Source organism: Bradyrhizobium sp. USDA 4369 (genome assembly GCF_054056435.1).
Map to the genome: position 1 here is coordinate 7,269,767 of NZ_JBSRYH010000001.1, position 25,172 is coordinate 7,294,938.

A 25,172-nucleotide genomic window follows, 5' to 3' on the forward strand; every position below is an offset into this window, starting at 1 on the left:
CCCCCTCTCACGGCCGCGTCGTCATCGCGGTCGGCGGCCCCGGCGTGCGCAGGGGCTCGGCGAGGCGCGCGAACTCGCACAGCAGCGCGCGCGTCTTGCGCGGGTCGATGATCTCCTCAACCCAGAACTTCTCGGCCGAGCGGAAGGGCGAGCGCAGCTTGTTGAGCCGCTCCTCGATCTCCTTGAGCCTGGCCTTCGGATCCGGCGCGGCATCGATCTCGGCACGATAGGCGGCCTCGATGCCGCCTTCGAGCGGCAGCGAGCCCCAATAGGCCGATGGCCAGGCGTATCGGATCGAGAACCGGTCAGCCGGCTGATGCACGACGCCCGCAACACCAAACGAGTTGCGCACGATCACCGTGCACCACGGTACCGTCGACTGGTTGACCGCCGCCATCGCGCGCACGCCATGGCGAATCGTCGCCGCCTTCTCGGCCTCGAGACCGACCATGAAGCCCGGGCAATCCATCAGATAGACGATCGGCAGATGGAAGGTCTCGGCAAAGTCGACCCAGCGGATCACCTTCTGGCAGGCATCCGCCGTCCATGAGCCGCCATAGTGATAGGGATCGCTCGCGAGCACCATCACCGCGCGGCCTTCAAGGCGCGCGAGCCCGATGATGATCGGGCGGCCGTAGTTCTGCGCCACCTCGAAGAACGAGCCGCTGTCGACCACGGACTCGATGATCGGCCGCATCTTGTAGACGCGACGGCGATCCCGCGGCACGGCGCTGATCAACTGCTCGTCGGTGCGCTGCGGATCGTCGGTGCAGGGCAAGGTCGGCGGCAGTTCGTAGACCGACGACGGCAGATACGACAGGAAGCGGCGCGCGCAGGCGAAGGCTTCCGCCTCGGTGTCTACCGCATGATCGACGCCGCCGGCGCGGGTCTGGATGTCGGCGCCGCCGAGCTCCATCTTGCCGAGGTCCTGGCCGAGCCGCTTCACCACCGGGGGACCGGCGACGAACATCGCCGATTGCTTGGTCATCACCGAATAGTGGCTGGCGGCAAGCCGTGCAGCGCCGAGGCCTGCGACCGAACCGAGGCCGAGCGCGACCACCGGCACCAGCGACATGTTCTCGGTCGTGTAGCGATACCAGCGATTGCCGCCGATGCCGCCGGGCAGATTGGCCGCGCCCTTGGTCTCGATCGTCTTGACCGAGCCGCCGCCGCCGGAGCCCTCGATGATGCGGATGATGGGCAGACGGAAATCGTGCGCCATCTCCTCCGCCATCAGCGGCTTGGCGGCGATCGACGCATCGGCCGAACCGCCGCGCACGGTGAAATCGTCGCCGACCACGACGACGGTGCGGCCGTCGATGCGGGCGCGTCCGAACACGCAATTGGCCGGCGTCACATGTTTCAGCTCGCCCTGCTCGTCATATTCGCCGAGACCGGCGACGGCGCCGATCTCGTGGAAGCTGCCGGCATCGACGACACCGTCGATGCGCTCTCGGACAGTCAGGCGGCCCTGGTCGTGCTGACGCTTGACCTTGTCAGGCCCGCCCATCTCCCGCGCGAAGGCTTCGCGCCGGGCCAGTTCCTCGAGCTCCGGCTGCCAACTCATTCGTTCCCCCTGCCCCAGTGATGGTCTTGTTCTTGTGGTTGGTCTTCGTGGTCACAGGCAGCGGCTTTCTTTCCATCCGGCTGTTGAAGACGTCGGCCTCGGCCCCCTGCAGCAGCGCAGCGACGCTCCGGCCGAGTTCGAGCATCGGCTGCGCCACCTCGTCATGCAGGCGTTGCTCGTCATACATCGCGGACAGCAGCCCGATCGTGAGCACAACATAGGTCTGGTACTGCGGCGACCACAGCGGCAGCGCAACACCGTTGATATGCGGGCTCCACAGGCCGCAGGCCACCACATAGCCATGCTCCTTGAGGAACTGCCTGTTGTGCTCCAGCCGCGGCCGCAGCAACTCCGCCGCATCCGGCAGCTCGCGTTCCATCTCGGTCAGCAGGGCATCGCCGACCTCGGGCTCGAGCGCGGCGACATAAGCGTGGCCAGCCGCGGTCGACGCCATCGAGATCCGGCTGCCAGTGGTCTCGTGCAGCCCGAGCGCATTCGCAGCACGGCCGAACTCCAGATAGACGAGGTGGGGAAGCGATCGGGAATGACGAAACCGACCGTCCCCGGCAACTGCTCCGCGACGTCCTGCAGGCGCTGGCGGATCAGGTTGCGCAGTTGCAAGCCCCGCGTCATCGACGTGCTCATCGCCACTGCGCTCGGGCCGATCCGATACTTCTGATCGCGCGGCAGATACACCAGCTGGCCCATCCGGGTCAGGGTGTGCGTCAACCGCGACACCGTCGACCGTGGCAGACCACAGCGGTTCGAGATCTCCAGATTGCCCAGCCGCGCCTCGTGCCCCTCGAAGCAACGAAGCACGTCGAACGCCCGCGAAACCACCTGAATCACCTCACCGTCACCGGCGAGATCTCCAGGCAGCATCCCCACCCTGCTCAATCGCTCAGACCGTCGTCCCATGCGCGTTCCACTCAATTCCATGGTGCGGAATTAAATTCCGCTTGCAGAACAAGCTAGCCCAGCCGTTTTTCCCTCACAACAGCAGAGCGTTTCTAAAACCCACCGTTATTCAGCGTGTTGGCACAAGACGCGACCTGTCAGCACAATTCGCAATGGCATGGCAGGCATTCATTTTGGTGACGGTGCTGTCGCACCGCACCGACGTCGCCACAGCCGCCAATCGCGCCCGCATCCCGGCAGCCCCCCGACACCAACTGCGCGCCCGCGACCGCTCAATCCATGAGCAGCAGCAACATTTGACCAGACCTGCACCAAGTGTGGGCTGGCTGCTGCAATGCAGCTGCGACATAACCGGCGCGCGATCGAGTCCCCCGCCGAGCTTGCCATGACCTCCGACCACAAGCGGCCCATCCGCAATCCGCAGCATTGGGTGTCCGCGGCGATGCCGCCGCTGCAGCGTTTTCTCACCGCCTGCCACGCCGATTTTGGGCCCGACCAGGACGGCAGGGTCGCGAACTACATTCCGGAGCTCGGCAAGGCAGACCCGGCCCATTTCGGCATCAGCCTCGCGGCACTCGACGGCCACGTCTACGAGGTCGGCGACAGCCGCGTGCCGTTTACGATCCAGTCGATGTCGAAGCCGTTCGTCTTCGCGCTCGCGCTGGACACGCTCGGCTCCGACGCGGTCGAACAGGTCATCGGCGTCGAGCCGTCGGGAGACCCCTTCAACTCGATCCGGCTCAATGCCGACAACCATCCGTTCAATGCGATGGTCAATGCCGGTGCGATCGCCTGTAGCGGCCTCATCAGACAGGCCAGGGGCGCCGATGCCTTCGACACCATCCGCGACGCGCTGGGCCGCTTCGCCGGCCGCAGGCTCGACGTCGACGATGCGGTGTTCGCATCGGAGGCCGCGACCGGGGACCGCAACCGTGCCATCGCCTATCTCCTGCGGACATCCCATGTGATCAAGGAACCGGTCGAGGATGTGCTGGCGGTTTATTTTCGCCAATGCGCCGTGCTCGTGACTGCGCGTGACTGCGCGGTCATGGCGGCGACGCTGGCCAATCGCGGCGTCAATCCGGTCACTGGCGAGCAGGTCGTGACCCCCTACGCGGTGTCGCGGACGCTGTCCGTGATGACGTCTTCGGGCATGTATGATTTCGCCGGCGAATGGATCTACCGGGTCGGCATTCCAGCCAAGAGCGGCGTCGGCGGCGGCATCCTGGCGAGCCTGCCGGCGCGGCTCGGGCTCGGCAGCTACTCGCCCCGGCTCGACAGCCACGGCAACAGCGTGCGTGGCATCAAGGTCTGCGAAGCGCTGTCGGCGCATTATGGGCTGCACATGCTGAACCGCTCGGACGATGCGCGCGCCTCGATTATCGCCGACTACGACATCGGCGCCAACCCGTCGCGGCGCAGCCGTCGGTCGCAGGAGCGGAAGATCCTCGCCGCTCATCCCGATGCCGTGCGCGTCCTCGAGCTGGTCGGCACGCTGTCGTTCTCCAACGTGGACTATGTCTCGCGTCAGCTTGCGGGGCGCGCCCGGCCGCAATTCGTCATCTTCGATCTCCACCGCGTCAACGCGATGACACAAGCGGGCCTGCGCCTGCTGGCCGAGCTGTTTCACGAGCTGGCAGACTTCCACGTCACGGTGGTGCTGTCCGGGATTCGGCGCAGTTCGCCGGAATGGCAGGAGATCACGGCGCGCACCGGCGACATCCGGAACGTGCGCGATTTCTATCTGCTCGATACGGCGATCGAATGGGCCGAGGATCAGATCGTCTATCGTCATGGCGGCGCGATCGACTTCCTCGAAACCACGGAGCTTGCCGAGCAGCCGCTGCTCGCCGGCCTCACGGAGGGCGAGCGCGATGAGCTCGCCGCGCTGGCGACCATCAGGCAATATCGACAGGGCGAACGGATCCTCAGCGCCGGGGACGCGGCGGCATCGCTGTTCTTCCTGCGCTCGGGCGTCGTCCATGTCACTTTGCCCGATGGCATCCGGCTGGCGACGCTGACGGCCGGGCAATGTTTCGGCGAGATGGCGCTGCTGGAACCGGTGCGCTCCGCCGATGTCGTCGCCGACTTCTCGGCCAGCGCCTTCGAGATCACGCTTCCGGATTTCGAGCGCTTCCGCAGCTCTCACCCGCATGCGGGCGCCTGCATCATGCGCAATCTCGCACAGCTGCTGGCGGACCGTCTGACGGTGGCCAATGCGCGCCTCAATCTGCTCGCGGCCGACTAGGTCCGTCATCGAAACGTCACGAGACTGCAGGCTTCGCCTGGACCTGGCATGGCGGCTCCCGCCGCCGGATGGTCGCTGAAGGCCGATTTTCATGACTCGTATTTGTACGGCCTCGCCCAAACGTTACCGGGACTCGGTCGCAGGACAACCATAAGCGAGCCCAATTCGCGCCGCATTGGCCGACGATGTTCCCTAGTGTCGATCAACGCCGAGTGGGGACTCGCGAAGCGGACGTCGACGTGGGGTGTTCCGAGTAAATTCCAGCCGACCGTCGCGTGTGTATTTGCGCAACGGAGAGTCGTGTCCAGTGTCCAGGGAGGAAACGGCATGAAGGAAGCCACAAAGAGGGCGACATCGGAAGCACTTGCACACATGCTGGCGGTGACCTCGATGATCGTCATCGCCAGCGTCCTGTTCTACGGGCGATGAAGGGCTGTCTGGAGGTTCTGCGTCGCAGCTGCTTCATCGCCCGTCGATAGGAATGTGGGCTTGATTGCTCACGCGAACGACCGAGTTGAGTTGCGTTTGAGTTGGTAGGCGTAGCGTAAGCGTTTTGCGTCAATCGCGCGGCGATCCGGGTCGGGACGAAATAACTGTATTGCGTATCGTTCCCGCCTCGGCCGCCCGCGGTCGGCCCGTCCGGATGTGCATCGGCCGCACAACCTCATTCAGTTTTGCCGAAATATGGCACGGTGCGGCCTGCGAAGGCGACGAAGCGGACTTCGACCGCGTCGCCGATCGCAAGATCATGGTCGCCATGGGCCATCATCCGAAAGCCCTCGCGCATATCCACGTGCACGATGTTGTAAGGCACATGGGCGCGCGTCTCCGGCGTTGCAGCCCGGCAGACCAATGATGTCGCGTAGACGGTGCCCATACCGCTCGCCTGGTGGTCGGTGAGGGCCGCCGAGCCGCACGCCGAACAGAAGCCGCGCCGGAAGTACTGCTGGTGAGAGCACGAATTGCAGCGCTGGTAGCGAATCACGGCCACACCGCGGGTCCAGTCCGTCGCCTCGCTCATCGCACCCGCTCCCAGAACATGCTGACATGCGACGACAGCACGCCGCCATCGCCATGCAGCAGGGACAACGACGCCTCGCGCACCTGCCGGTGACCGGCCCGTCCCGTCATCTGCAGATGCGCCTCGTTGAGATGCGCCATCGCCCCGCCGACGCCGCAATGGCCATAGCTCAACAGCCCGCCATGGGAGTTGAGCGGCACCGCGCCCGCACGGCCAAAATGGCCGGCCCTGACACGCGCAGCCGCCTCGCCGCGGCCGGCCAGACCGAGATCCTCGAGCAGCATGCAGAGCGTGATCGTGAAACTGTCATAGACCGCCGCGTAATCGACATCGGCGATCTCGACCCCCGGCTGCGGCTTTGGCCCTCTTGATCGCGATCTCGGCCCCGAGGTCGCTCAGCGCCGGCGCCGCCGTGACGTGTTGATGCGTGTGCGCCTGGGCACAGCCGCGCACGCGCACCGCTGCGGCTCCGGTCGGTTCGCGGCTGACGATGATGGCCGCGCCACCGTCGGACACCGGGCAGCAGTCGAGCAGCTTCAGGGGCCGCGCCACCGGCTTGGATGCCATGACGTCGGCCACCGTGATCGGATCATGGAACTGCGCGCCGGGATGGTCGAGCGCATGCGTGCGCATCAGCACCGCGAATTCGGCAAGGTCCTGCTCTGTGACGCCATGTTCATGCATGTAACGCGACGCGACGAGGCCGTAATATGCGGGGATGGTCGGTCCCAGCGGCAGCTCGTAGGCGGGATGCCCGACCTGGGCCAGCGCCTGGATCGAGGCATCGCGGCTCTGCCCGGTCAGGCGATTCTCGCCGGCAACGACCAGCATATGCCTGACCACGCCGGCCTCGACCAGATGATGCGCCAGCATCACCATTGCGAGACCGGTGGCGCCGCCGACCTGCACGGCGTGGGCATAGGATGGCGTGATGCCGAAATGCTCCGCGAACACGGTCGCGAGCATGATGTGCGGCGACACGGTGGAGTATCCGCACAGAATGCCGTCAATGTCGCGCCGCGTGAGCCCGGCATCGTCGAGCGCGAGCTGTGCTCCCATGCTCATCAAATCGAGCGACGAGCGCCCGTCGTGCCTGCCGAACGCGGTGAGGCCGGTGCCGGTGATGTAGGTCATCTCACCCCACCCACCGCAGTCATTCCGGGGCATCGCGCAGCGATGAGCCCGGAATCCATCACTACAGGATGCGGTGTGAGGCACACACGCGGTTGGCACCCCGCCTCGCGACATCTTCCTGGGGGTATGGATTCCGGGCTCGTCCTTCGGACGCCCCGGAATGACACGGGGAAAGAGCGCGTGCATATCATGGTCAGGAGCATCTCAATACGACTTGGGCATGCCGAGGACCTTCTCGGCGATGAAGCTCAGGATCAGTTGCGGGCTGATCGGGGCGATGCGGGGGATCAGGGATTCGCGCAGGTATCGCTCGACGTGATATTCGCGCGCATAGCCAAAGCCGCCATGGGTCATGACAGCCTGCTCGCAGGCGTGGAAGCCGGCTTCGGCGGCGAGATATTTCGCGGCATTGGCGGCCGGGCCGCAGGCCATGCCCTGGTCGTATTGCCAGCCGGCCTGCAGCACCATCAGCCACGCCGCTTCCAGCTCCATCCAGTTCTTCGCGAGGGGATGCTGGATGCCCTGGTTCTGACCGATCGGACGATTGAACACGTTGCGGGTGCGCGCATAGGCCGCGGCGCGCGACAGCGCGAGATGGCCGAGCCCGACGGCCTCTGCAGCAATGAGGATACGCTCGGGATTCATGCCGTGCAGGATGTAGTCGAAGCCCCGCCCCTCCTCGCCCAGGCGATCCTCGACCGGAATCTCGAAATCCTCGAAGAACAGCTCGTTGGAGTCGACCGGCTTGCGGCCCATCTTCTCGATCTCGTGCACCTTGATGCGGCTACGGTCGAAGTCCGTGTAGAACAGGCTGAGCCCATGGGTCGGGCGCTTCACCTCCTCGAGCGGCGTTGTGCGTGCGAGCAGCAGGATCCTCTCGGCGACCTGCGCGGTCGAGATCCACACCTTCTGGCCGTTGACGATGTAGCGGTCGCCCTTGCGCACCGCACGCGTCTTGAGCTGCGTCGTGTTCAGCCCGGTGTTCGGCTCGGTCACCGCGAAGCACGCCTTCTCGCGGCCATCGACGATGCCCGGCAGCATCCGCGCGCACTGCTCCTTGGTGCCGAACACGACGACCGGATTGAGCCCGAACACGTTCATGTGGATCGCCGAGGCGCCGCTCATGCCGGCGCCGGACTCCGCGATCGTACGCATCATGATCGCGGCATCGAGAATGCCGAGACCGGAGCCGCCATACGCTTCCGGAATGCAGATGCCGAGCCAGCCGGCGTCCGCCAGCGCCTTGTGGAAGTCGGCGGGAAAGCCGCCCTCCTTGTCCTTCTTCAGCCAATAGGCGTCGTCGAACCGGGCGCAGATCCTGGCCACTGCATCGCGGATCGAGTCCTGGTTGGCGGAGAGCGCGAAATCCATCGGATCACTCCCTGGCTGGCGAAGGCGTGGTCGCGCCGTCGCGGATCATCGCGGCGATCTCGTCGGCCGAGAAGCCGAGCTCGCGCAGGATCTCCTCGCCATGCTCGTTCGGCCGCGCCGCCAGCCGCTGCGGCTCGGCCTTGGTCTCGGACCAGGTCGCGGACACGCGCGTGCTGCGGATCGGACCTTCGGTCGGATGCTGGACCACGGGAAAGAAATCGGTCGCGACGAGGTGCGGATCGTGCAGCAGGCTCTCGAGGTCGTGCATCGGCATGACCGGGATGTCGGCCGCATCCAGCAGATCAGTCCACTCGGCGGTGCTGCGCGTCTCGAAGATGCGTGCGAGCTCGGCATAGACGAGATCGATATTGGCGGCGCGGCGGGCAAAGCTGTTGAAGCGGTCGTCGGCACGAAGATCGGTGCGGCCTGACGCTGTGAAGAACGCCTCCCATTGCTTGTCGTTGTAGACGATCACGCAGATGTAGCCGTCGGCGGTCTTGTACGGACGACGGTCCGGCGACAGATGCCTGGCATAGCCGCCGCGGTCGAGCGGCGGGGCGTAGGTCAGCCCGCCCATGTGATCGCCCATGATGAAGGCCGACATGGTCTCGAACATCGGCACGTCCAGGCGCTGGCCGCGGCCGGTGCGGTCGCGATGCACGAGGCTGGCACAAATGGCGCCGACGGCGGTGAGGCCGACGATGCGGTCGACCAGCGCATTCGGCACGTAACGCGGCGTGCCGTCGCCGGCCGCCGCCATCAGGTGCGACAGCGCCGCCCCGCCCTGGATCAGATCGTCATAGGCCGGTTTTGCCGCATAGGGTCCGTCCTGGCCGAAGCCGAACACGCCAGCATAGACCAGCCGCGGATTGAGCGCAGACACCACGTCGTAGCCGAGGTTCAACCGCGCCATCGCCTGGGGACGGATGTTGTAAAGTAGCACGTCGGCGTCCTTGACCATGCGTAGCACGGCCTCTCGGCCGGCCGGCTTCTTCAGGTCGAGGCAGATCACGCGCTTGCTGCGGTTGGTGTTGAGGAACACCGGTCCCATGCCGGGATGGTGCCACGGGCCAATCTTGCGGGTGACGTCGCCCTCGGGCGATTCCACCTTGATGACGTCCGCGCCGTAATCGCCAAGCGTCTGGGCGGCATACGGCCCCATCAGCACGGTGGTCATATCGATGACCTTGATGCCCGCAAGCGGTCCCATCGCGGCGCCGTCTCCCTCGTTCGTTGTTGTGGCCTGAGCTAACGGCACCAGGGGTTCCTGGGCAAGCGGCGTGCGCGTATGGGGCCATGCGTGACGAAGCACATGCGGCTGTCCAACGTCGTCACATCCACCTCCCCCTCGTCATGGCCGGGCTTGTCCCGGCCATCCACGTTGATCCCCCGAGGAGGATGGACGTGGATGCACGGGCCTTCGCCGCGCCGAAGCGGCTTCTGCCGCGCAGGCGGGACAAGCCCGCGCATGACGGAGTAACCCAATAGCCTGTCGTGTGCTGGCGCCGGCGGTGCGCTACATTCCGCCTTGCGGATGACGGAGCGACGCGTACCGCTGCGTTGCACCAGATGTTCCATGCAACGACGCGCATTCTCCGATTCCCTTTCGCCGCCGAGCTGTGTCAGCATGTCCGCCCAAGATCCAAAAACAACACACAGGGAGAACGCTGTCATGACGCTCTATCAGGGCAAATGCTTCTGCGGCGCGGTCGAGCTCGAGGCCGATGGCGAGCCGGAGGCGATGGGCTATTGCCATTGCGCGTCCTGCCGCTCGTGGTCGGCGGGTCCGGTCAATGCCTTCACCTTGTGGAAGCCGGCGAATGTCCGCGTGACCAAGGGCGCGGAGGCCATCGGCACCTATCACAAGACCGACATGAGCCACCGCAAATACTGCACCAAGTGTGGCGGACATCTGATGACCGACCACCCGCCGCTCGGCATGATCGACGTCTATGCCGCGACCATCCCGACCTTGAAGTTCGCGCCGGGAGTTCATGTCAACTATGCGGAGAGCGTGCTGCCGATCAAGGACGGCCTGCCGAAGCTGAAGGACTTTCCGGCCGAGTTCGGCGGCTCGGGCGAGATGATGCCGGAGTGAGCGCGAGGTAGCTCCTCTTGTAGCCCGGATGTCGCTCCCTCCTCCGCCCTTCGGGCGCAGGCGTCCGCTCATCCGGGCTTCGACTTCTACGACCTCACACCTTCACCCGCTCGGCATCCCCTTGCGGCGCCAGCGCGGGCGCGGCGTCGGGCGGCCTGGTGTCCAGCTCCTCGATCATGCCGCGCGCGATCTCGCGCTCGCCCATGATGACGACATCGGCGCCCAGCGACTTCAGATGCTCGACCTCGGCGTCGGAATGCGCCCGCGCCACGATGTGCAGCGCGGGGTTGGCGGCGCGCGCCTGCTCGACGATCTGCCCGGCCTCGAACGCCTCGGGGATGGCGATGACGAGCGCATGCGCGCCCGCTGGATTGGTTGCACGCAGCACGTGGCTGGCCGCGGCGTTGCCGGTGATGGTCTCGACGCCTCCGTTCTTCAACGGCTTGAGGATATCGTCCGACGTCTCCACGGCCAGCAAAGCGTGGCCGCGTTGCTGCAGAGCCTCGCCGACGAGCCGGCCGACGCGGCCATAGCCGACGATGATCGTGTGCTCGGTGAGCGCAGTCACCGGGATCTCGGCCGGCGGCGCCGCGGCAGGCGTGGACGGATCGGCGCGGCGGCGCTCCAGCCGCGGCATCAGCCAGTCGAGCGCGGCGAACATCAGCGGATTGAGCATGATCGAGATGATGGCGCCGGCCAGGATCAGGTCGCGGCCGGCTTTCGGCAGCAGGTTCGTGGCGCCGCCGATCTCGGCCAGGATGAAGGAGAACTCGCCGATCTGGGCGAGGCTCGCGGAGATCGTCAGCGCGGTCGAGGCCGGATGGCGGAACGCGATCACGATCAGGAACGCCGCGAACGACTTGCCGAACAGGATGATGAACAAGGTCGCGAGCAGCGGCCAGGGCTCGCGGATGATGCTGGCGGGATCGAACAGCATGCCGGCGGACACGAAGAACAGCACCGCGAAGGCATCGCGCAGCGGCAGCGATTCCTGCGCGGCGCGCTGGCTCAGAGGCGACTCGCCGAGCATCGTGCCGGCGAAGAAGGCGCCGAGCGCCAGCGACACGCCGAACAGCTTGGTCGAGCCGAAGGCGACGCCGAGCGCGATCGCGAGCACGGCCAGCCGAAACAGCTCGCGCGAGCCGGTGTGGGCAATGTAGTGCAGGATCCATGGGATCAGCCGGCGGCCGACCAGCAGCATCACGGCCATGAACACGCCGATCTTGACGAAGGTCAGCAGCAGCACGCCGGTCAGCCCGAGGCCGAAGCGCGCCGCCAGCGGATCGGCGGCGACCGCCGCGCCGTCGCCGTTCTGCAGGCTGGCGAAGGCCGGGATCAGCACCAGCGCCAGCACCATCGCGAGGTCCTCGACGATGAGCCAGCCGACCGCGATGCGGCCGCGCTCGGTGTCCATCAGCCGGCGCTCCTGCAGCGCGCGCAGCAGCACCACGGTGCTGGCGACCGACAGCGCGAGGCCGAAGACGAGGCCGCCGCCGAGCGACCAGCCCATCGCCCAGCTCAAAGCCATGCCCATCAGGGTCGCCACCGTGATCTGCACGATCGCGCCGGGCACGGCGATGGCGCGCACCGACATCAGGTCCTTCAGCGAGAAATGCAGGCCGACGCCGAACATCAGGAGGATGATGCCGAGCTCTGCGAGCTCGGTCGCCAGCGCCTGGTCGGCGACGAAGCCGGGCGTGAACGGGCCGACGGCGACGCCGGCCAGGAGATAGCCGACCAGCGGCGGAAAACGGAACCGCTGCGCGAGCGCTCCGAAGACGAAGGCGAGGCCGAGGCCGGCGACGATGGTCGCGATGAGAGGTGTGTCGTGCGGCATCCGAACTTCTTGCACAGGAGGCGCGCCGATGCACCGCGACCAAGTGAGGCAGAGTTCCGCGGGGACATTTTGTGGGGACGCTGCAGAGGCCCGTGCGAAAGCCATGGTCAAGGCCGCACCCAGGTCCCTATGATCGGCGGAGCCAGCATGAGGACGCTCGATACGATGCCCGCCGACCTCGTCCAGACCTTTCGCGCCTTCGCCTACAACAATGCCTGGGCCAACCACCGCCTGCTGACCGCCTGCGGCCAGCTCAGCGCCGATGAGTTCGCCGCCGACCGCACGGGCTTTTTCCCGAGCCTGCAGAAGACGCTGAACCACATCTACATCATCGACCTGTTCTACATTGATGCGCTGGAGGGCGGCTGGCTCGGCCCGATGGCGTGGCAGAACCAGGTGCCGTTCCCGCGCCTCTCCGACCTCGTCAAGGCGCAGAGCGCGATGGACCGCCGGCTGATCGGCTTCTGCGAGGCGCTGACGCCGGCGCGGCTCGACGACACCGTGCGCATCAACCGCGAGACGCGGGTGCAGAACGAGCGCTGCGACCGCTTGCTGCTGCATCTGTTCCAGCACGACATCCACCACCGCGGCCAGGCCCATGCGATGCTGTCAGCCACATCAGTCAAGCCGCCGCAGCTGGACGAGTTCTTCCCAGCGGACGATGCGGCGTTGCGGACGAAGGATTTCGCCGAGCTCGGGTTCAGCGAAGAGAAGGTGTGGCGGAGCTGACGACCCGCAACCCGCCGTAGCCCGGATGAGCGCAGCGATATCCGGGTTCACACGAGCTGAGGCGGCGACCCCGGATATCGCTATCGCTCATCCGGGCGACGCACCGCGGCGCGTTGAACCGTAGGGTGGGCAAAGGCGCTGCCGCGCCATCTCCTCGTGCAAGCTCGCCATGTCCACCATCCCGCCGCGCAACGTGCCGCCCGACGGCGGCCACGCCGCCGCCTTCGGCGGCCGCTTTGCCCACCCTACGGCGCCGCGCTGCTCGTCCACGCGTAGCGCGTGATCCGGTACATGGCCTGCCGGCGCAGCGGGCTGTCGGCGTCAACACGGGGATGGTCGAAATCCGAGGCTTCGTCCCTGACCATGCCGAGCTTGCGCATGACGTGCTGCGAGGCCGCGTTGGCCGGAGCGGCATAGGCGATGATCTCGTCGAGATTCAGCTTGTCGAAGCCGAAGTCCAGCGCGGCACGCGCCGCTTCCGTGGCGATCCCCTGCCCCCAGGCGGCGCGCGCGAGCCGCCAGCCGATCTCGACCGCCGGCGTGAACGGCGCGTCGAAGAACACCCTGAACAATCCTGTCGCGCCGAGGAATGCACCGGTGGCCCGGGACTCGACAACCCAGAAGCAGAAGCCGTGCTCGGCCTGATGCGCGATCTGGAAGTCGATCCATTGCTCACACGCCTCGCGCGTCGGCAGCGCGCGGAGGAACTTCATCACCTCCGGATCGGCCGACATCGCCGCGAACGGCGCACGATCGTCATCGCGCCATTCGCGCAGGGCCAGGCGATCGGTTGCGAGGATCATGGCGTGCGTCCAATGAAAAAGCCCCTCAGCGGCGGGCTCTCTCAGGCCACCGTCATTGCGAGGAGCCCCCGGGGTCTCGCCTCCGGCGAGCCCGAGGGCAGGCTCCGCGACGAAGCAATCCAGAGTCGTGGGCGTGGCCCTGGATTGCTTCGCTCCGCTCGCAATGACGAACGATAGAGTTTGCCTACTTCGCCGGCTCCAGGATCGAGACGTAGTTGGCGACCGCGGCGCCGCCCATGTTGAAGATGCCGCCGAGCTTGGCGTTGGGGAGCTGCATGCCTTCCGGCGCGGAGCCGGTGAGCTGCATGGCGGTCATCACGTGCATGGAGACGCCGGTGGCGCCGATGGGATGACCCTTGGCTTTCAGGCCGCCGGACGGGTTGACCGGCAGCTTGCCGTCCTTGAGCGTCCAGCCTTCCTTGATGGCCCGGGCGCCCTGCCCCTTCGGGGTCAGGCCCATCGCCTCGTACTCGATCAGCTCGGCGACCGTGAAGCAGTCATGGGTCTCGACGAAAGAGAGATCGGACAGGGTCACGCCGGCCTTCTCCAGCGCGCGCTGCCAGGCGACGGTGCAGCCCTCGAAGGCGAGGATGTCGCGCTTTGACATCGGCAGGAAGTCCTGCGCATGGGCCGTGGCGCGGACATTGACCGCCTTGGCGAACGACTTGGCGGTCTCGCTGTCGGTCAGCACCAAAGCGGCGGCGCCGTCCGACACAAGCGAGCAGTCGGTGCGCTTCAGGGGGCCGGCGACGTAAGGGTTCTTCTCGCTCTCGGAGCGACAGAACTCGAAGCCGAAATCCTTGCGCATCTGCGCATAGGGATTGGCGACGCCGTTCTTGTGGTTCTTGGCGGCGATCAGCGCCAGCGCGTCGGACTGGTCGCCGTATTTCTGGAAATAGCCCTGCGCGATCTTGCCGAACACGCCCGCGAAGCCGCCGACGGTGTCGCCATCCTCCGGCAAATACGAGGCCTTGAGCAGGTTCTTGCCGATCTCCGGTCCCGGCGTGCGCGTCATCTGCTCGACGCCGACGACGAGCACGATCTTGGCGGCTCCAGCCGCGATGGCGCGGATGCCCTGGTGCACGGCGGCAGAGCCGGTGGCGCAGGCGTTCTCGACCCGGGTGGCCGGCTTGAAGCGCAGCGCTGGATCGGCCTGCAGCACCAAGGAGGCCGTGAAGTCCTGGGGCGAGAAGCCGGCGTTGAAATGGCCGAGCACGATCTCATCGACGTCCCCGGCCGAAATGCCGGCGTCGGCGATCGCCTCATTGGCGACCTTGACGACGAGGCTCTCGACGGTCTCGGCGTCGAACTTTCCGAACGGCGTATGCGCCCATCCGACGATGCTGGCGGTCATGATCTCTCTCCCGAATATGTTTTCGCCCAGATGGCGATGCGTGCCATCCGGGTCCAGGGCCTGGGTTCGTGCTCAGGGCACGAACTTACCACCAAGTTCATCCGCGATGTGAATCCGGATGATGTCGTCGAAGCTCTTTTCCTCGGTGGTGAAGCCGAGCTCGCGGGCCCGCTTGGCCTCGAAATTCCGCGGCCAGCCGGCGACGATGCCGACGATGAAGGGATCGGGAACCCGCTTGATGCGATCGGCGACGTTGTCGCCGGCGACGCGCCGGAGCGCTGCGATCTGCTCGCCGACGGTCGCCGACAGACCGGGCATGGTGAGGTTGCGGCGCGGACCGATCTTCGCGGTGTCCATGGTCGCGGCATGCAAGAGGAAGCCGACCGCCGAGCGCGGAGTGGCGTGCCAGTGGCGGACATCCTCCGACACCGGCAGCACGGCCTCCTTGCCGGCCAGCGGCTCGCGCAGGATGTTGGAGAAGAAGCCGGAAGCCGCCTTATTGGGCGCGCCGGGACGGATGCAGATCGTCGGCAGCCGGATGCCGACGCCGTCGAAGAAGCCGCGGCGGCTGTAATCGGCCAGCAGCAGCTCGCCGATCGCCTTCTGGGTGCCGTAGCTGAGCAGCGGCGCATTGACGAACTCGTCGCCGATCGCCTCGGGAAACGGCGCGCCGAACACCGCGATCGACGAGGTGAAGACCAGCCGCGGCTTGTAGCCGTCGCCGATCAACCTGACCGCGTCGAACAGCATCCGCGTGCCGTCGAGATTGATGCGGTAGCCCTTGTCGAAATCGAGCTCGGCCTCGCCGGAGACGATCGCGGCGAGATGGAAGATCACGTCGGGACGATCAGCGACCAGCTTCTCGGCAAAGCCTGGGACGGCGAAATCGCCGGCGATGGTCTCGACCTTGATGCTGGTATCCGGCTTCGCCGGCGCGACAATGTCCTGCAGGGTCATGCGGGTGATGGCGGCCTCGCCCAGACGACCGTCGCGGACCAGCCGCTCCACCAGCTTGCGCCCGACCATGCCGGCGGCGCCGAGAACGAGAATATGCAAGGGAATGCTCCTTCAAATGTAACGATTGGGCGCGATCTCAACGTCCGTCATTGCGAGCGAAACGAAGCAATCCAGAGTCGTCGGAATGGCTCTGGATTGCTTCGTCGCTTCGCTCCTCGCAATGACGAGAGTTGAGATCCGCGTGAGCAGTCAGCGACACCTTGACCCGGCTCACGGGCAAAGCCGCCCTACTCCTTCACCGCGCCGGTCATGGCCGACACATAATGCTCGACGAAGAAGGCGTAAAGGATCACGAGCGGCAGCGAGCCGACGAGGGCGCCGGCCATCAGCGATCCCCATTTGTAAATGTCGCCGTCGACGAACTCGTTGACGATCGCGACCGGCACGGTCTTGTTCGGGGTCGATTGCAGGAAGGTCAGCGCGTAGATGAACTCGTTCCAGCACAGGGTGAACGAAAAGATGAAGGCCGAGATCAGGCCGGGGACCGCGAGCGGCACCACGATCTTGACCAGGATCTGCCAGCGGCTGGCGCCGTCGATCAGGGCACATTCCTCGAGCTCGAACGGGATCGTCTTGAAGTAGCCCATCAGGAGCCAGGTCGAGAACGGGATCAGAAGCGTCGGATAGACCAGAATCAGCGACAGCGGCGAGTCGAACAGGCCATAGGCCTGGATCACCGAGGCCAGCGGGATGAACAGGATCGACGGCGGCACCAGATAGGCGAAGAAGATCAGCACGCCGACAGTGTCGGCGCCCTTGAAGCGCAGACGCACGATGGCATAGGCGGCGAGCACCGAGGCGAAGATCGATAGCGTGGTGGCGCCGACCGCGACATACATCGTGTTCCACAGCCAGCGCGGATATTGCGTCTCGAACAGCAGCTTGGAGATGTGCTTGAAGGTCGGATGCGCCACCCAGAACGGATTGTACGTCTCCATGTCGATCAGCTGCTCGTCGGGTTTGATCGACGTCAGCCCCATCCAGTAGAACGGGAACAGCAGCACCACGAGGATGATGAACAGCGGCAGATAGAGCGTGACCAGCCGCCGCGGCAGCGACTCCAGATAGCTCATGCCCTCCGACTCGTCGGAGCCCGCCGTTGTGGGCGCCTTGGCTTGCAGCGCGGTGTCGGTCATTGGTCGGATCCTTGCTGCCATTTGCGCCGTTGCATGCCGAACCAGGAGATGGCGATCGCCGCCATCAGGAACGGGATCATGGCGGTGGCGATCGCCGCGCCCTCGCCGAGCCGACCCGAGATGATGCCACGCTGGTAGCTGAGCGTCGCCATCAGGTGGGTGGCATTGACCGGACCGCCACGGGTCAGCGCCCAGATCAGCTGGAAGTCGGTGAAGGTGAACAGCACCGAGAAGGTCATGACGACGGCGATGATCGGCGTCAGCAGCGGATAGGTGATGTAGCGGAAACGCTGCCAGGAGGTGGCGCCGTCGAGCGTCGCGGCCTCATAGAGCGAGGGCGACACGGTCTGCAGGCCGGCCAGCAAAGTGATGGCGACGAACGGCACGCCGCGCCAGATGTTGGCGATGATGACGGAGGCACGCGCCCAGGAGGTGTCGCCGAGGAAGTTGATGTTCTGGGTGATGATACCGAGTTTGATCAGCGACCAGGAGATGATCGAGAACTGCGCGTCATAGATCCACCAGAACGCGATCGCCGACAGCACGGTCGGCACGATAAAGGGGATCAGCACGACGGCGCGGATCATCGCCTTGAACGGCATGTGCCGGTTCAACAGCAGCGCCAAGTATAGCCCGATGGCGAATTTGATGGCTGAGGCGACGATCGTGTAGAGTAGCGTGTTGAACACCGACAGCCAGAAGATCGAATCGTCCCACAGCCATTCGTAGTTCTCGATGCCGACGAAGACGCCGCTGCGGCCGATCTTCTCATCGGTGAAGCTCATCCAGACGCCGAGCCCCAGCGGATAGGCCAGGAACAGGATCAGGAACGCCGCCGCCGGCAGCATGAACCAGAGCGCGATGACGTTGCGGTTGGTCTTGATCCGCACCCACGCCGAGGGCTCGCCGATGGCCGCGCCCGGAGGCATCGAGGTCTGAATGGTACTCATTTATCCAGCAGCTCCCTTCGAACCGTGGGGTGAGCGACGCGCGCTCACCAGTGTTCGGGACGGATCGGGTGACTCCGTCATTGCGAGGAGCCCCCGGGTCTCGCCTCCGGCGAGCCCGAGGACAGGCTCCGCGACGAAGCAATCCAGAGTCTTATGCGCGGCCCTGGATTGCTTCCGCCGTCGCCCTTCGGGCAATGGCGGACATGTCGCTTCGCTCGCAATGACGATGGGCATGGCGCGTTACGCGCCCTTGCCCACCCTACGCGTGAACAACCGAGCCTCAGCGGAAGATGCGCTTGGCCGAGCGCTCGGCGCTGGCCATCGCCGTCTTCACGTCCTCGCGGCCGGTGCAGTAGTTCGCGAACATGTCGACCAGGACGAAGTCAGCAATTGCAGCCGCAGCCGCCTCGCCGAGCTTGCCGAGACCGGCCGGCGTGGTCGCAGTCGCCGCGACGTCGCGATACGGCGTGTTCTTCGGATCGGCCGTCCAGATCGGGTTGGCGTCGTAACCTTTGAGGAAGTGCGACAGATAGCCCTGCGCCGCCTCGATCCACGGGTTGAACTGCTCCGGCTCCAGCATGAAGGCGGTGAACGCCTTGCAGGTCTGCGGGTATTTGGAGAAGTTGAACACCAGGATCGGGAAGCCGAGATGCATTTCACGAGTCTTTCCATCCAACCCGGGCGGCAGATGCGCGTGGTTCATGTCCTCGGCGATCTGCGGCGCCTCCTTCTTGGCGGTCACGTAGATCGAGATGCCGTTGACGGTCGCGTAGAGTTGGCCGGCCAGGAACGCCTTGTTGTTGGACGAGTCGTTCCAGGACGCGGTGCCCGGCACGAAATTGTCGTACAGGCCCTTGACGTATTCGAGCGCCTTGGCAGTCTCCGGCGAGTTGATGACGACCTTGTTGTCCTTGTCGATCAGATTGCCACCATGCGCCCACAGCGCCCAGTGCACCCAGCCATTGGCGTCGCCCGAGGCATGGCCCAGCGCCATGCCGCCCGGCGTGCCGTTCTTGTTCATGGCCTTGAAGAACTCGGCCATGCCGGCAAGGTCCTTCGGGAACTGCTTGAAGCCGGCCTTCTCGGCCGCCGAGATGCGATAGTTGATCAGGCCGCCGGTGGCCGCCACCGGGATGCCGATCCACTTGCCGTCGAGCATGCCATAGGCCTTGCCGGAGTCGGTCCAGCCGCCGCACTTCTTGCCGAGGTAGTCGGCGACGTCGGTCATGTCGACGCATTTATTGGAGAACAGGAAGGGCAGCGTGTAGAGGCCCCACACCATGTCGAGCCCCTGCCCTGTATTGGCCGCGACCGAGGCCTTGGGCTGGACATCGTCATAGGATTCGTTGGAGATGTTGATGGTGACGTTGTTGGCCTTCTGGAAGGCGTCGACGATCTTCATGAAGGCCACGTCCTCGGCCTCGACGAAGCGCTTCCAGCGCATCATGTTGACCTTGGCGCCCGGCTCCGGCTTCCAGGGCGAGGTCTGCGCCCAGGCCTTGGCGTAGCCGAGCAGATCCTCGGCCGACATCGTCGCCGCGGCCGCCAGCAAGGTCGCGCCACCCTTGAGCAGAGACCGTCGATCCGTAGGGAAATAAGTCATCTGAAGTTTTCTCCCGTTGAATATTTTGCTTGTTTTGTTTGTTGGCAGTTTCTTGTTCTTTTTATTCGTTCGTTGGTTCGGCCTCGCGCGGCCGGATCAGAGTCTCCGGCCGGTATCCTTGTCGAACAGATGCGCCGCGGACGCACGCGGACGCAAATGGATCTTCGCACCCGGCACGACCTCGTGGCGGTCGCGGAACACCGCGATGATGTCCTGGGTACCGATGCGGGCGACGATCTGGGTCTCCGATCCCGTCGGCTCGACGACGACGACCTCGGCCTCGATGCCGTCATCGGCGAGTTCGAGATGCTCGGGCCTGACGCCATAGACGACCGGACGGCCGTTCGACGCGGCCGGCGCGGTCAGCAGCGGCAGCTTGGCGCCATTGTCGGTCTCGACATAGACGGTGCCGTTGGACTTCAGGTGGCCGTTGAGGAAGTTCATCGCCGGCGAGCCGATGAAGCCGGCGACGAACTGGTTGTCCGGCTTGTCGTAGAGATCGAGCGGCGAGCCCATCTGCTCGACGATGCCGTCATGCATCACCACGATCTTGTCGGCCATGGTCATCGCCTCGATCTGGTCGTGGGTGACGTAGACGGTGGTGGTCTTGAGCCGCTGATGCAACTCCTTGATCTCGGTGCGCATCGCGACGCGCAGCTTGGCGTCGAGGTTCGACAGCGGCTCGTCGAACAGGAACACCTGGGGATCGCGCACGATGGCGCGGCCCATGGCGACACGCTGGCGCTGGCCGCCGGAGAGCTGGCGTGGATAGCGGTCGAGCAGCGGCGTCAGGGCCAGGATCTCGGCGGCGCGCGCCACGCCCTTCTTGATGTCCTCGGGCCGCGCGCCGCGCAGCTTCAGCGAGAAGCCCATATTGTCGGCGACGGTCATGTGCGGATACAGCGCGTAGTTCTGGAACACCATCGCGATGTCGCGCTCTTTCGGCTGCACATTGTTGACGACGCGTTCGCCGATCGAGATCGTTCCGGAGGTGATGTTCTCGAGCCCTGCGAGCATGCGCAGCAGCGTCGACTTGCCGCAGCCGGACGGGCCGACCAGCACGACGAACTCGCCATCCTCGATCGGAATCGTCACGCCGTGCAGGACCTCGAATCCGCCGAATGATTTGCGCACGTCGCGAATTTGCACCGACGACATCAATTTCCTCCTCATAGACCGACTGCATTGGCTGCAGATCGGCGGCATTCTGACCGTTGCTTGCGGCCGATTGATCTGGCCGCTTATCGTTATGTAGTCTTTTGATCGTTCAGGCTGCGTGACGGCACAACAGCTCAGTACGCATTGTCGGCAGTTTAATTCTCTTTCGCAATGCTTCGCTTAGCAACCACGTGATAGCGCTGTCAATATCGCTTGTGTACCAGACCGCCTATGCTATGAGCGACGGATGGGACGGAAACATATCAAGCCGGGCAAAGTCCGGCTGACCGAGGTTGCGGCACTGGCGGGCGTCAGCCCGATCACGGTGTCGCGCTTCTTCCGTAATCCCGACACCGTCTCGCCCGGACGCCGGTTACGCATCGAGAGCGCCGCCAAGGATCTCGGCTACGTTCCCAACCTTGCCGCGCGCGCCCTCGCGTCGCAGCGCACCGAAGTGATCGGCGTGCTGATACCGTCTCTCACCAACAACGTGTTCTCCGACGTGCTGCGCGGCATCTATGACGCCTTCGAAGGCAGTCGCTACAGCATCCAGCTGGCCAACACCCGCTACAGCGTGCTGCAGGAGGAGCGGCTGCTGCGGCTGTTCCTGATGCAGAAGCCGGCCGGGATGATCGTGACCGGCGTCGACCAGACCGCAGAAGGCCGGGCCATCGTGCAGGCGGCCGACTGCCCGGTGGTGCAGATCATGGAGCTCGGCCCCGATCCGATCGACATGATGATCGGTTTCTCCCACGTGGACGCCTGTTTCGCTGCGATTTCCCACCTTCTCGCCCAGGGCTGCCGCCGCATCGGCTTTCTCGGGGCACGCATGGACCCAAGGGTGCAGCGCCGCCTGCAGGGCTATCAGAACGCGATGAAGAGCGCCGGCCTGTTCGATCCGCGACTGATCGTCACAACGGCGGTGCCGACCTCAACGACCATGGGCGGCAACCTGTTCTCGGATCTCATGTTGAGGGCACCGGATGTCGACGCCGTGTTCTGCGCCAATGACGACCTTGCGCTCGGCGTCCTGTTCGAATGCCAGCGCCGGCACATCGCGGTACCCGAGCAGATCGCGATCGTCGGCTTCAACGACATGGAGTTCATGGCCTCGGCGGTTCCGTCGCTGACCAGCGTGAGGACCAATCGCTACGAGATGGGCCTACGGGCCGCGACCATGATCATGGACGAGATCGAGGGCCGCCCCGTCGCCGAGCGCGTTGTCGATCTCGGCTTCGAGGTCATGGAGCGGCAGAGCTCGCAGCAGCGCCAGGCCATCGCACCGGCGGCAGATCGCGCCTCAGGAACAAAATGGTAGCGCAACCAAAAAGGCTGAACTAGAACCACGACGAGCGACAATGACTTGAACGAAAGACGTAGGCGATCTCGACACCGGCCGATCGCAACTGACTGAGGCGCGCGCTGACGCACATTCATGCGGACGGGGCGCGCATAACAACGGCCGGCGCCGGCACGGTTGCACTGCGGGAGGAGCGAATGACAAAATCCAACGGACATGCCGGCAACGGCGCTGACAAGGACCGCAAGCTGCGCTCGCAGGCCTGGTTCAACGACCCACACAATCCGGGCATGACGGCGCTGTATCTCGAGCGCTATCTCAATTTCGGCCTGACCCGCGCCGAACTGCAATCAGGCAAGCCGATCATTGGCATTGCACAAACGGGCAACGACCTGTCGCCCTGCAACCGCCACCACATCGAGCTGGCGCATCGCGTGCGCGAAGGCATCCGCGAAGCCGGCGGCATCGCGATGGAGTTTCCGACACACCCGATCCAGGAGACCGGCAAGCGGCCGACTGCGGCACTCGACCGCAACCTCGCTTATCTCGGGCTTGTGGAAATCCTGTTCGGCTATCCGCTCGATGGCGTGGTGCTGACCACCGGCTGTGACAAGACGACGCCCGCCTGCCTGATGGCGGCGGCCACCGTGAACATTCCCGCGATCGTGCTGTCGGGCGGGCCGATGCTGAATGGCTGGCACGAGGGCCAGCGCACCGGCTCCGGCACCGTGGTCTGGAAATCGCGCGAGCGGCTCGCCGCCGGCGAGATCGACTACGAGGAGTTCATGCAGATCGTAGCGTCGTCGGCGCCGTCGGTCGGCCACTGCAACACCATGGGCACCGCCTCGACCATGAACGCGCTCGCCGAGGCGCTCGGCATGTCCCTGCCAGGCTGCGCCGCGATCCCGGCGCCGTATCGCGAGCGCGGCCAGATCGCCTATGAGACGGGCAAGCGCATCGTCGACATGGTCTGGGAAGACCTGAAGCCGTCGGACATCCTCACCCGCAAGGCGTTCGAGAACTGCATCGTGGCGAACTCCGCGATCGGCGGCTCGACCAATGCGCCGATCCACATCAACGCGCTGGCGCGCCATGTCGGCGTCGAGCTGTCCATCGACGACTGGCAGAAGGTCGGCCACGACGTGCCGCTCTTGGTCAACATGCAGCCGGCCGGCTTCTATCTCGGCGAGGAATTCCACCGCGCCGGCGGCGTGCCGGCCGTGATCGGCGAGTTGATGCGGCACAAGCGCATCCATGAGGACGTCATCACCGTCAACGGCCGCAGCATGGGCGACAATTGCCGCGCAGCGCCGAAGCCGGACAATGACGTGATCTGGTCCTACGACAAACCGCTGGTGAAGGACGCCGGCTTCCTGGTGCTGCGCGGCAATCTGTTCGATTCCGCGATCATGAAGACCAGCGTGATCTCCAAGGAATTCCGCGACCGCTATCTCAGCAATCCGAAGGACCCGAATGCCTTCGAGGGCCGCGCCATCGTGTTCGAGGGGCCGGAGGACTACCACGACCGCATCGACGATCCCGCGCTCGCCATCGATGAGCACTGCGTGCTGTTCATCCGCGGCGCCGGCCCGATCGGCTATCCCGGTGGCGCCGAGGTCGTGAACATGCAGCCGCCGGCCGCGCTGATCAAACGCGGCATCCTGTCCCTGCCCTGCATCGGCGACGGCCGGCAGTCCGGCACCTCGGGCTCGCCCTCGATCCTCAACGCCTCGCCGGAAGCGGCCGCCGATGGCGGGCTCGCGATCCTCAGGACCGGCGACAAGGTGCGCATCGACCTCAACAAGGGCTCGGCCAACATCCTGATCTCCGATGAGGAGGTTGCGAAGCGCCACGCCGAGTTGAAGGCCAAGGGCGGCTTCCCGTATCCCGCCAATCAGACGCCGTGGCAGGAGCTCTATCGCAACACCGTGGGCCAGCAGGCCACCGGTGCCTGCATGGAGCTCGCCACGCGGTATCAGAATATCGCTGGCACTGTCGGCGTGGCACGGCATAATCATTGAACGAACCACCGTCATTGCGAGCGGAGCGACACAATCCAGGGCTGCGTGAAAGACTCTGGATTGCTTCGTCGCTTCGCTCCTCGCAATGACGCCGAGACACCAAGCCATCTCAGGGAGAACCCATGTCCGACCGCCTCAAGGGCAAACGCGCCTTCGTCACCGCCGCTGCTGCCGGCATCGGCCGAGCCTGTGCGATAGCGTTCGCGCGGCAAGGCGCGACCGTGTTCGCCACCGACATCGACGAGAACGGTCTTGCGACGCTGAAGAGCGAGGGCATCGCCGAGGTGGCGACGCTCGACGTCCGCAGCACGGCGGCGGTCAATGCGATGGCCGATCGGGTCGGCAAGATCGAGATCCTGCTCAATGCCGCCGGCTTCGTGCACAACGGCACCATCCTCGACTGCTCCGACGACGACTGGGACTTCTCCTTCGACCTGAACGTCAAGTCGATGCATCGCACCATTCGCGCCTTCCTGCCGAAGATGCTCGATCAGGGCGGCGGCGCCATCGTCAACATCGCCTCCGCCGCCGGCGTGTTCAAGGCGGCGCCGAACCGCTACGTCTATGGCGCGACCAAGGCCGCCGTTGCGGCATTGACGCGCTCGGTCGCGGCCGATTTCGTGGCCAAGAAGATCCGCTGCAACTGCATCTGCCCGGGCACGATCGAAACGCCGTCGATGCTCGGTCGCGCCGCGTCGGCCGGGCCGAACGGGCTCGAGATGTTCATCTCGCGCCAGCCGATGGGCCGGCTCGGCACCGCCGAGGAGATCGCGCATCTCGCTGTATATCTCGCCAGCGACGAGAGCGCGTTCACGACCGGCGTGGCGCATACGATCGACGGCGGCTGGACATTATGACCATCCCCTCTTCCTGAGGAGCCGCGCAAGCGACGTCTCGAAGGATGAGG

Annotated in this window: 18 protein-coding genes and 2 pseudogenes; 6 read left to right on the forward strand and 14 right to left on the reverse strand. The window is 65.4% G+C overall.

The window, feature by feature from the left end:
* Nucleotides 1-7: 7 nt before the first annotated feature.
* Nucleotides 8-1,567 carry an acyl-CoA carboxylase subunit beta gene (locus tag ACVIJ6_RS33025; protein WP_456776139.1) on the reverse strand — a complete coding sequence of 520 codons (1,560 nt, stop codon included), beginning with the start codon at nt 1,565-1,567 and terminating at the stop codon, nt 8-10.
* Nucleotides 1,497-2,485 (reverse strand): annotated as a pseudogene (locus ACVIJ6_RS33030) (IclR family transcriptional regulator). Before ACVIJ6_RS33030 ends, ACVIJ6_RS33025 begins: the two are co-directional and overlap by 71 nt.
* Nucleotides 2,486-2,870: 385 nt before the next feature.
* On the opposite strand from ACVIJ6_RS33030, the gene glsA reads away from it, so the two are divergent.
* Nucleotides 2,871-4,733: a glutaminase A gene (glsA, locus tag ACVIJ6_RS33035; RefSeq protein WP_456776140.1), complete on the forward strand. Its 1,863-nt coding sequence runs from the start codon at nt 2,871-2,873 to the stop codon at nt 4,731-4,733.
* Nucleotides 4,734-5,397: 664 nt separating this feature from the next.
* On the opposite strand, the gene ACVIJ6_RS33040 is transcribed toward glsA, so the two are convergent.
* The 4 genes and pseudogenes from ACVIJ6_RS33040 to ACVIJ6_RS33055 all read right to left on the reverse strand — a co-directional run bounded on the left by ACVIJ6_RS33040 (nt 5,398) and on the right by ACVIJ6_RS33055 (nt 9,469).
* A complete protein-coding gene (locus tag ACVIJ6_RS33040) occupies nt 5,398-5,754 on the reverse strand; it encodes a Zn-ribbon domain-containing OB-fold protein (RefSeq protein ID WP_456776141.1) in 357 nt (118 codons plus the stop codon).
* Nucleotides 5,751-6,888 (reverse strand): annotated as a pseudogene (locus ACVIJ6_RS33045) (thiolase family protein). Before ACVIJ6_RS33045 ends, ACVIJ6_RS33040 begins: the two are co-directional and overlap by 4 nt.
* Before the next feature lie 204 nt (nt 6,889-7,092).
* A complete protein-coding gene (locus ACVIJ6_RS33050) occupies nt 7,093-8,259 on the reverse strand; it encodes an acyl-CoA dehydrogenase family protein (RefSeq protein WP_456776142.1) in 1,167 nt (388 codons plus the stop codon).
* A 4-nt stretch (nt 8,260-8,263) separates the two neighbouring features.
* The gene (locus ACVIJ6_RS33055; RefSeq protein WP_456776143.1) at nt 8,264-9,469 is read right to left on the reverse strand and encodes a CaiB/BaiF CoA transferase family protein; all 1,206 of its coding nucleotides are present in this window, start codon (nt 9,467-9,469) and stop codon (nt 8,264-8,266) included.
* Between the two features lie 462 nt (nt 9,470-9,931).
* Here ACVIJ6_RS33055 and ACVIJ6_RS33060 point away from each other — a divergent pair, with 462 nt between their 5' ends.
* Nucleotides 9,932-10,357, forward strand: a complete 426-nt coding sequence (locus ACVIJ6_RS33060) for a GFA family protein (protein ID WP_456776144.1) — start codon at nt 9,932-9,934, stop codon at nt 10,355-10,357.
* A gap of 94 nt (nt 10,358-10,451) precedes the next feature.
* On the opposite strand, the gene ybaL is transcribed toward ACVIJ6_RS33060, so the two are convergent.
* A complete protein-coding gene (ybaL, locus tag ACVIJ6_RS33065) occupies nt 10,452-12,194 on the reverse strand; it encodes a YbaL family putative K(+) efflux transporter (RefSeq protein ID WP_456776145.1) in 1,743 nt (580 codons plus the stop codon).
* 165 nt (nt 12,195-12,359) lie between these two features.
* Here ybaL and ACVIJ6_RS33070 point away from each other — a divergent pair, with 165 nt between their 5' ends.
* Complete coding sequence (locus tag ACVIJ6_RS33070) at nt 12,360-12,923, forward strand: DinB family protein (RefSeq protein WP_456777136.1); 564 nt, start codon at nt 12,360-12,362, stop codon at nt 12,921-12,923.
* Nucleotides 12,924-13,168: 245 nt separating this feature from the next.
* Here the strand turns inward: ACVIJ6_RS33070 and ACVIJ6_RS33075 are convergent, their stop codons facing one another.
* From ACVIJ6_RS33075 to ACVIJ6_RS33105, 7 genes are all read right to left on the reverse strand, one after another.
* The gene (locus ACVIJ6_RS33075; RefSeq protein WP_456776146.1) at nt 13,169-13,726 is read right to left on the reverse strand and encodes a GNAT family N-acetyltransferase; all 558 of its coding nucleotides are present in this window, start codon (nt 13,724-13,726) and stop codon (nt 13,169-13,171) included.
* 184 nt (nt 13,727-13,910) lie between these two features.
* On the reverse strand, nt 13,911-15,080 hold the full coding sequence (locus ACVIJ6_RS33080; protein WP_456776147.1) for an acetyl-CoA acetyltransferase: 1,170 nt from the start codon (nt 15,078-15,080) through the stop codon (nt 13,911-13,913).
* Between the two features lie 72 nt (nt 15,081-15,152).
* Nucleotides 15,153-16,136 carry a D-erythronate dehydrogenase gene (gene denD, locus ACVIJ6_RS33085; RefSeq protein ID WP_456776148.1) on the reverse strand — a complete coding sequence of 328 codons (984 nt, stop codon included), beginning with the start codon at nt 16,134-16,136 and terminating at the stop codon, nt 15,153-15,155.
* Between the two features lie 188 nt (nt 16,137-16,324).
* Nucleotides 16,325-17,233, reverse strand: coding sequence for a carbohydrate ABC transporter permease (locus tag ACVIJ6_RS33090; protein ID WP_456776149.1), 909 nt, complete (start codon nt 17,231-17,233; stop codon nt 16,325-16,327).
* Nucleotides 17,230-18,183, reverse strand: coding sequence for a carbohydrate ABC transporter permease (locus tag ACVIJ6_RS33095; protein ID WP_456776150.1), 954 nt, complete (start codon nt 18,181-18,183; stop codon nt 17,230-17,232). The genes ACVIJ6_RS33090 and ACVIJ6_RS33095 overlap by 4 nt, the downstream gene beginning before the upstream one ends.
* A gap of 280 nt (nt 18,184-18,463) precedes the next feature.
* Nucleotides 18,464-19,786: an ABC transporter substrate-binding protein gene (locus ACVIJ6_RS33100; RefSeq protein ID WP_456776151.1), complete on the reverse strand. Its 1,323-nt coding sequence runs from the start codon at nt 19,784-19,786 to the stop codon at nt 18,464-18,466.
* Nucleotides 19,787-19,882: 96 nt separating this feature from the next.
* A complete protein-coding gene (locus ACVIJ6_RS33105; protein WP_041750694.1) occupies nt 19,883-20,944 on the reverse strand; it encodes an ABC transporter ATP-binding protein in 1,062 nt (353 codons plus the stop codon).
* Between the two features lie 247 nt (nt 20,945-21,191).
* Here ACVIJ6_RS33105 and gntR point away from each other — a divergent pair, with 247 nt between their 5' ends.
* The 3 genes from gntR to ACVIJ6_RS33120 all read left to right on the forward strand — a co-directional run bounded on the left by gntR (nt 21,192) and on the right by ACVIJ6_RS33120 (nt 25,122).
* Nucleotides 21,192-22,262, forward strand: a complete 1,071-nt coding sequence (gntR, locus tag ACVIJ6_RS33110; RefSeq protein ID WP_456776152.1) for an HTH-type transcriptional regulator GntR — start codon at nt 21,192-21,194, stop codon at nt 22,260-22,262.
* Between the two features lie 179 nt (nt 22,263-22,441).
* Nucleotides 22,442-24,265, forward strand: a complete 1,824-nt coding sequence (locus ACVIJ6_RS33115; RefSeq protein ID WP_456776153.1) for an IlvD/Edd family dehydratase — start codon at nt 22,442-22,444, stop codon at nt 24,263-24,265.
* 122 nt (nt 24,266-24,387) lie between these two features.
* Nucleotides 24,388-25,122: an SDR family oxidoreductase gene (locus ACVIJ6_RS33120; RefSeq protein ID WP_456776154.1), complete on the forward strand. Its 735-nt coding sequence runs from the start codon at nt 24,388-24,390 to the stop codon at nt 25,120-25,122.
* Nucleotides 25,123-25,172: the final 50 nt, after the last annotated feature.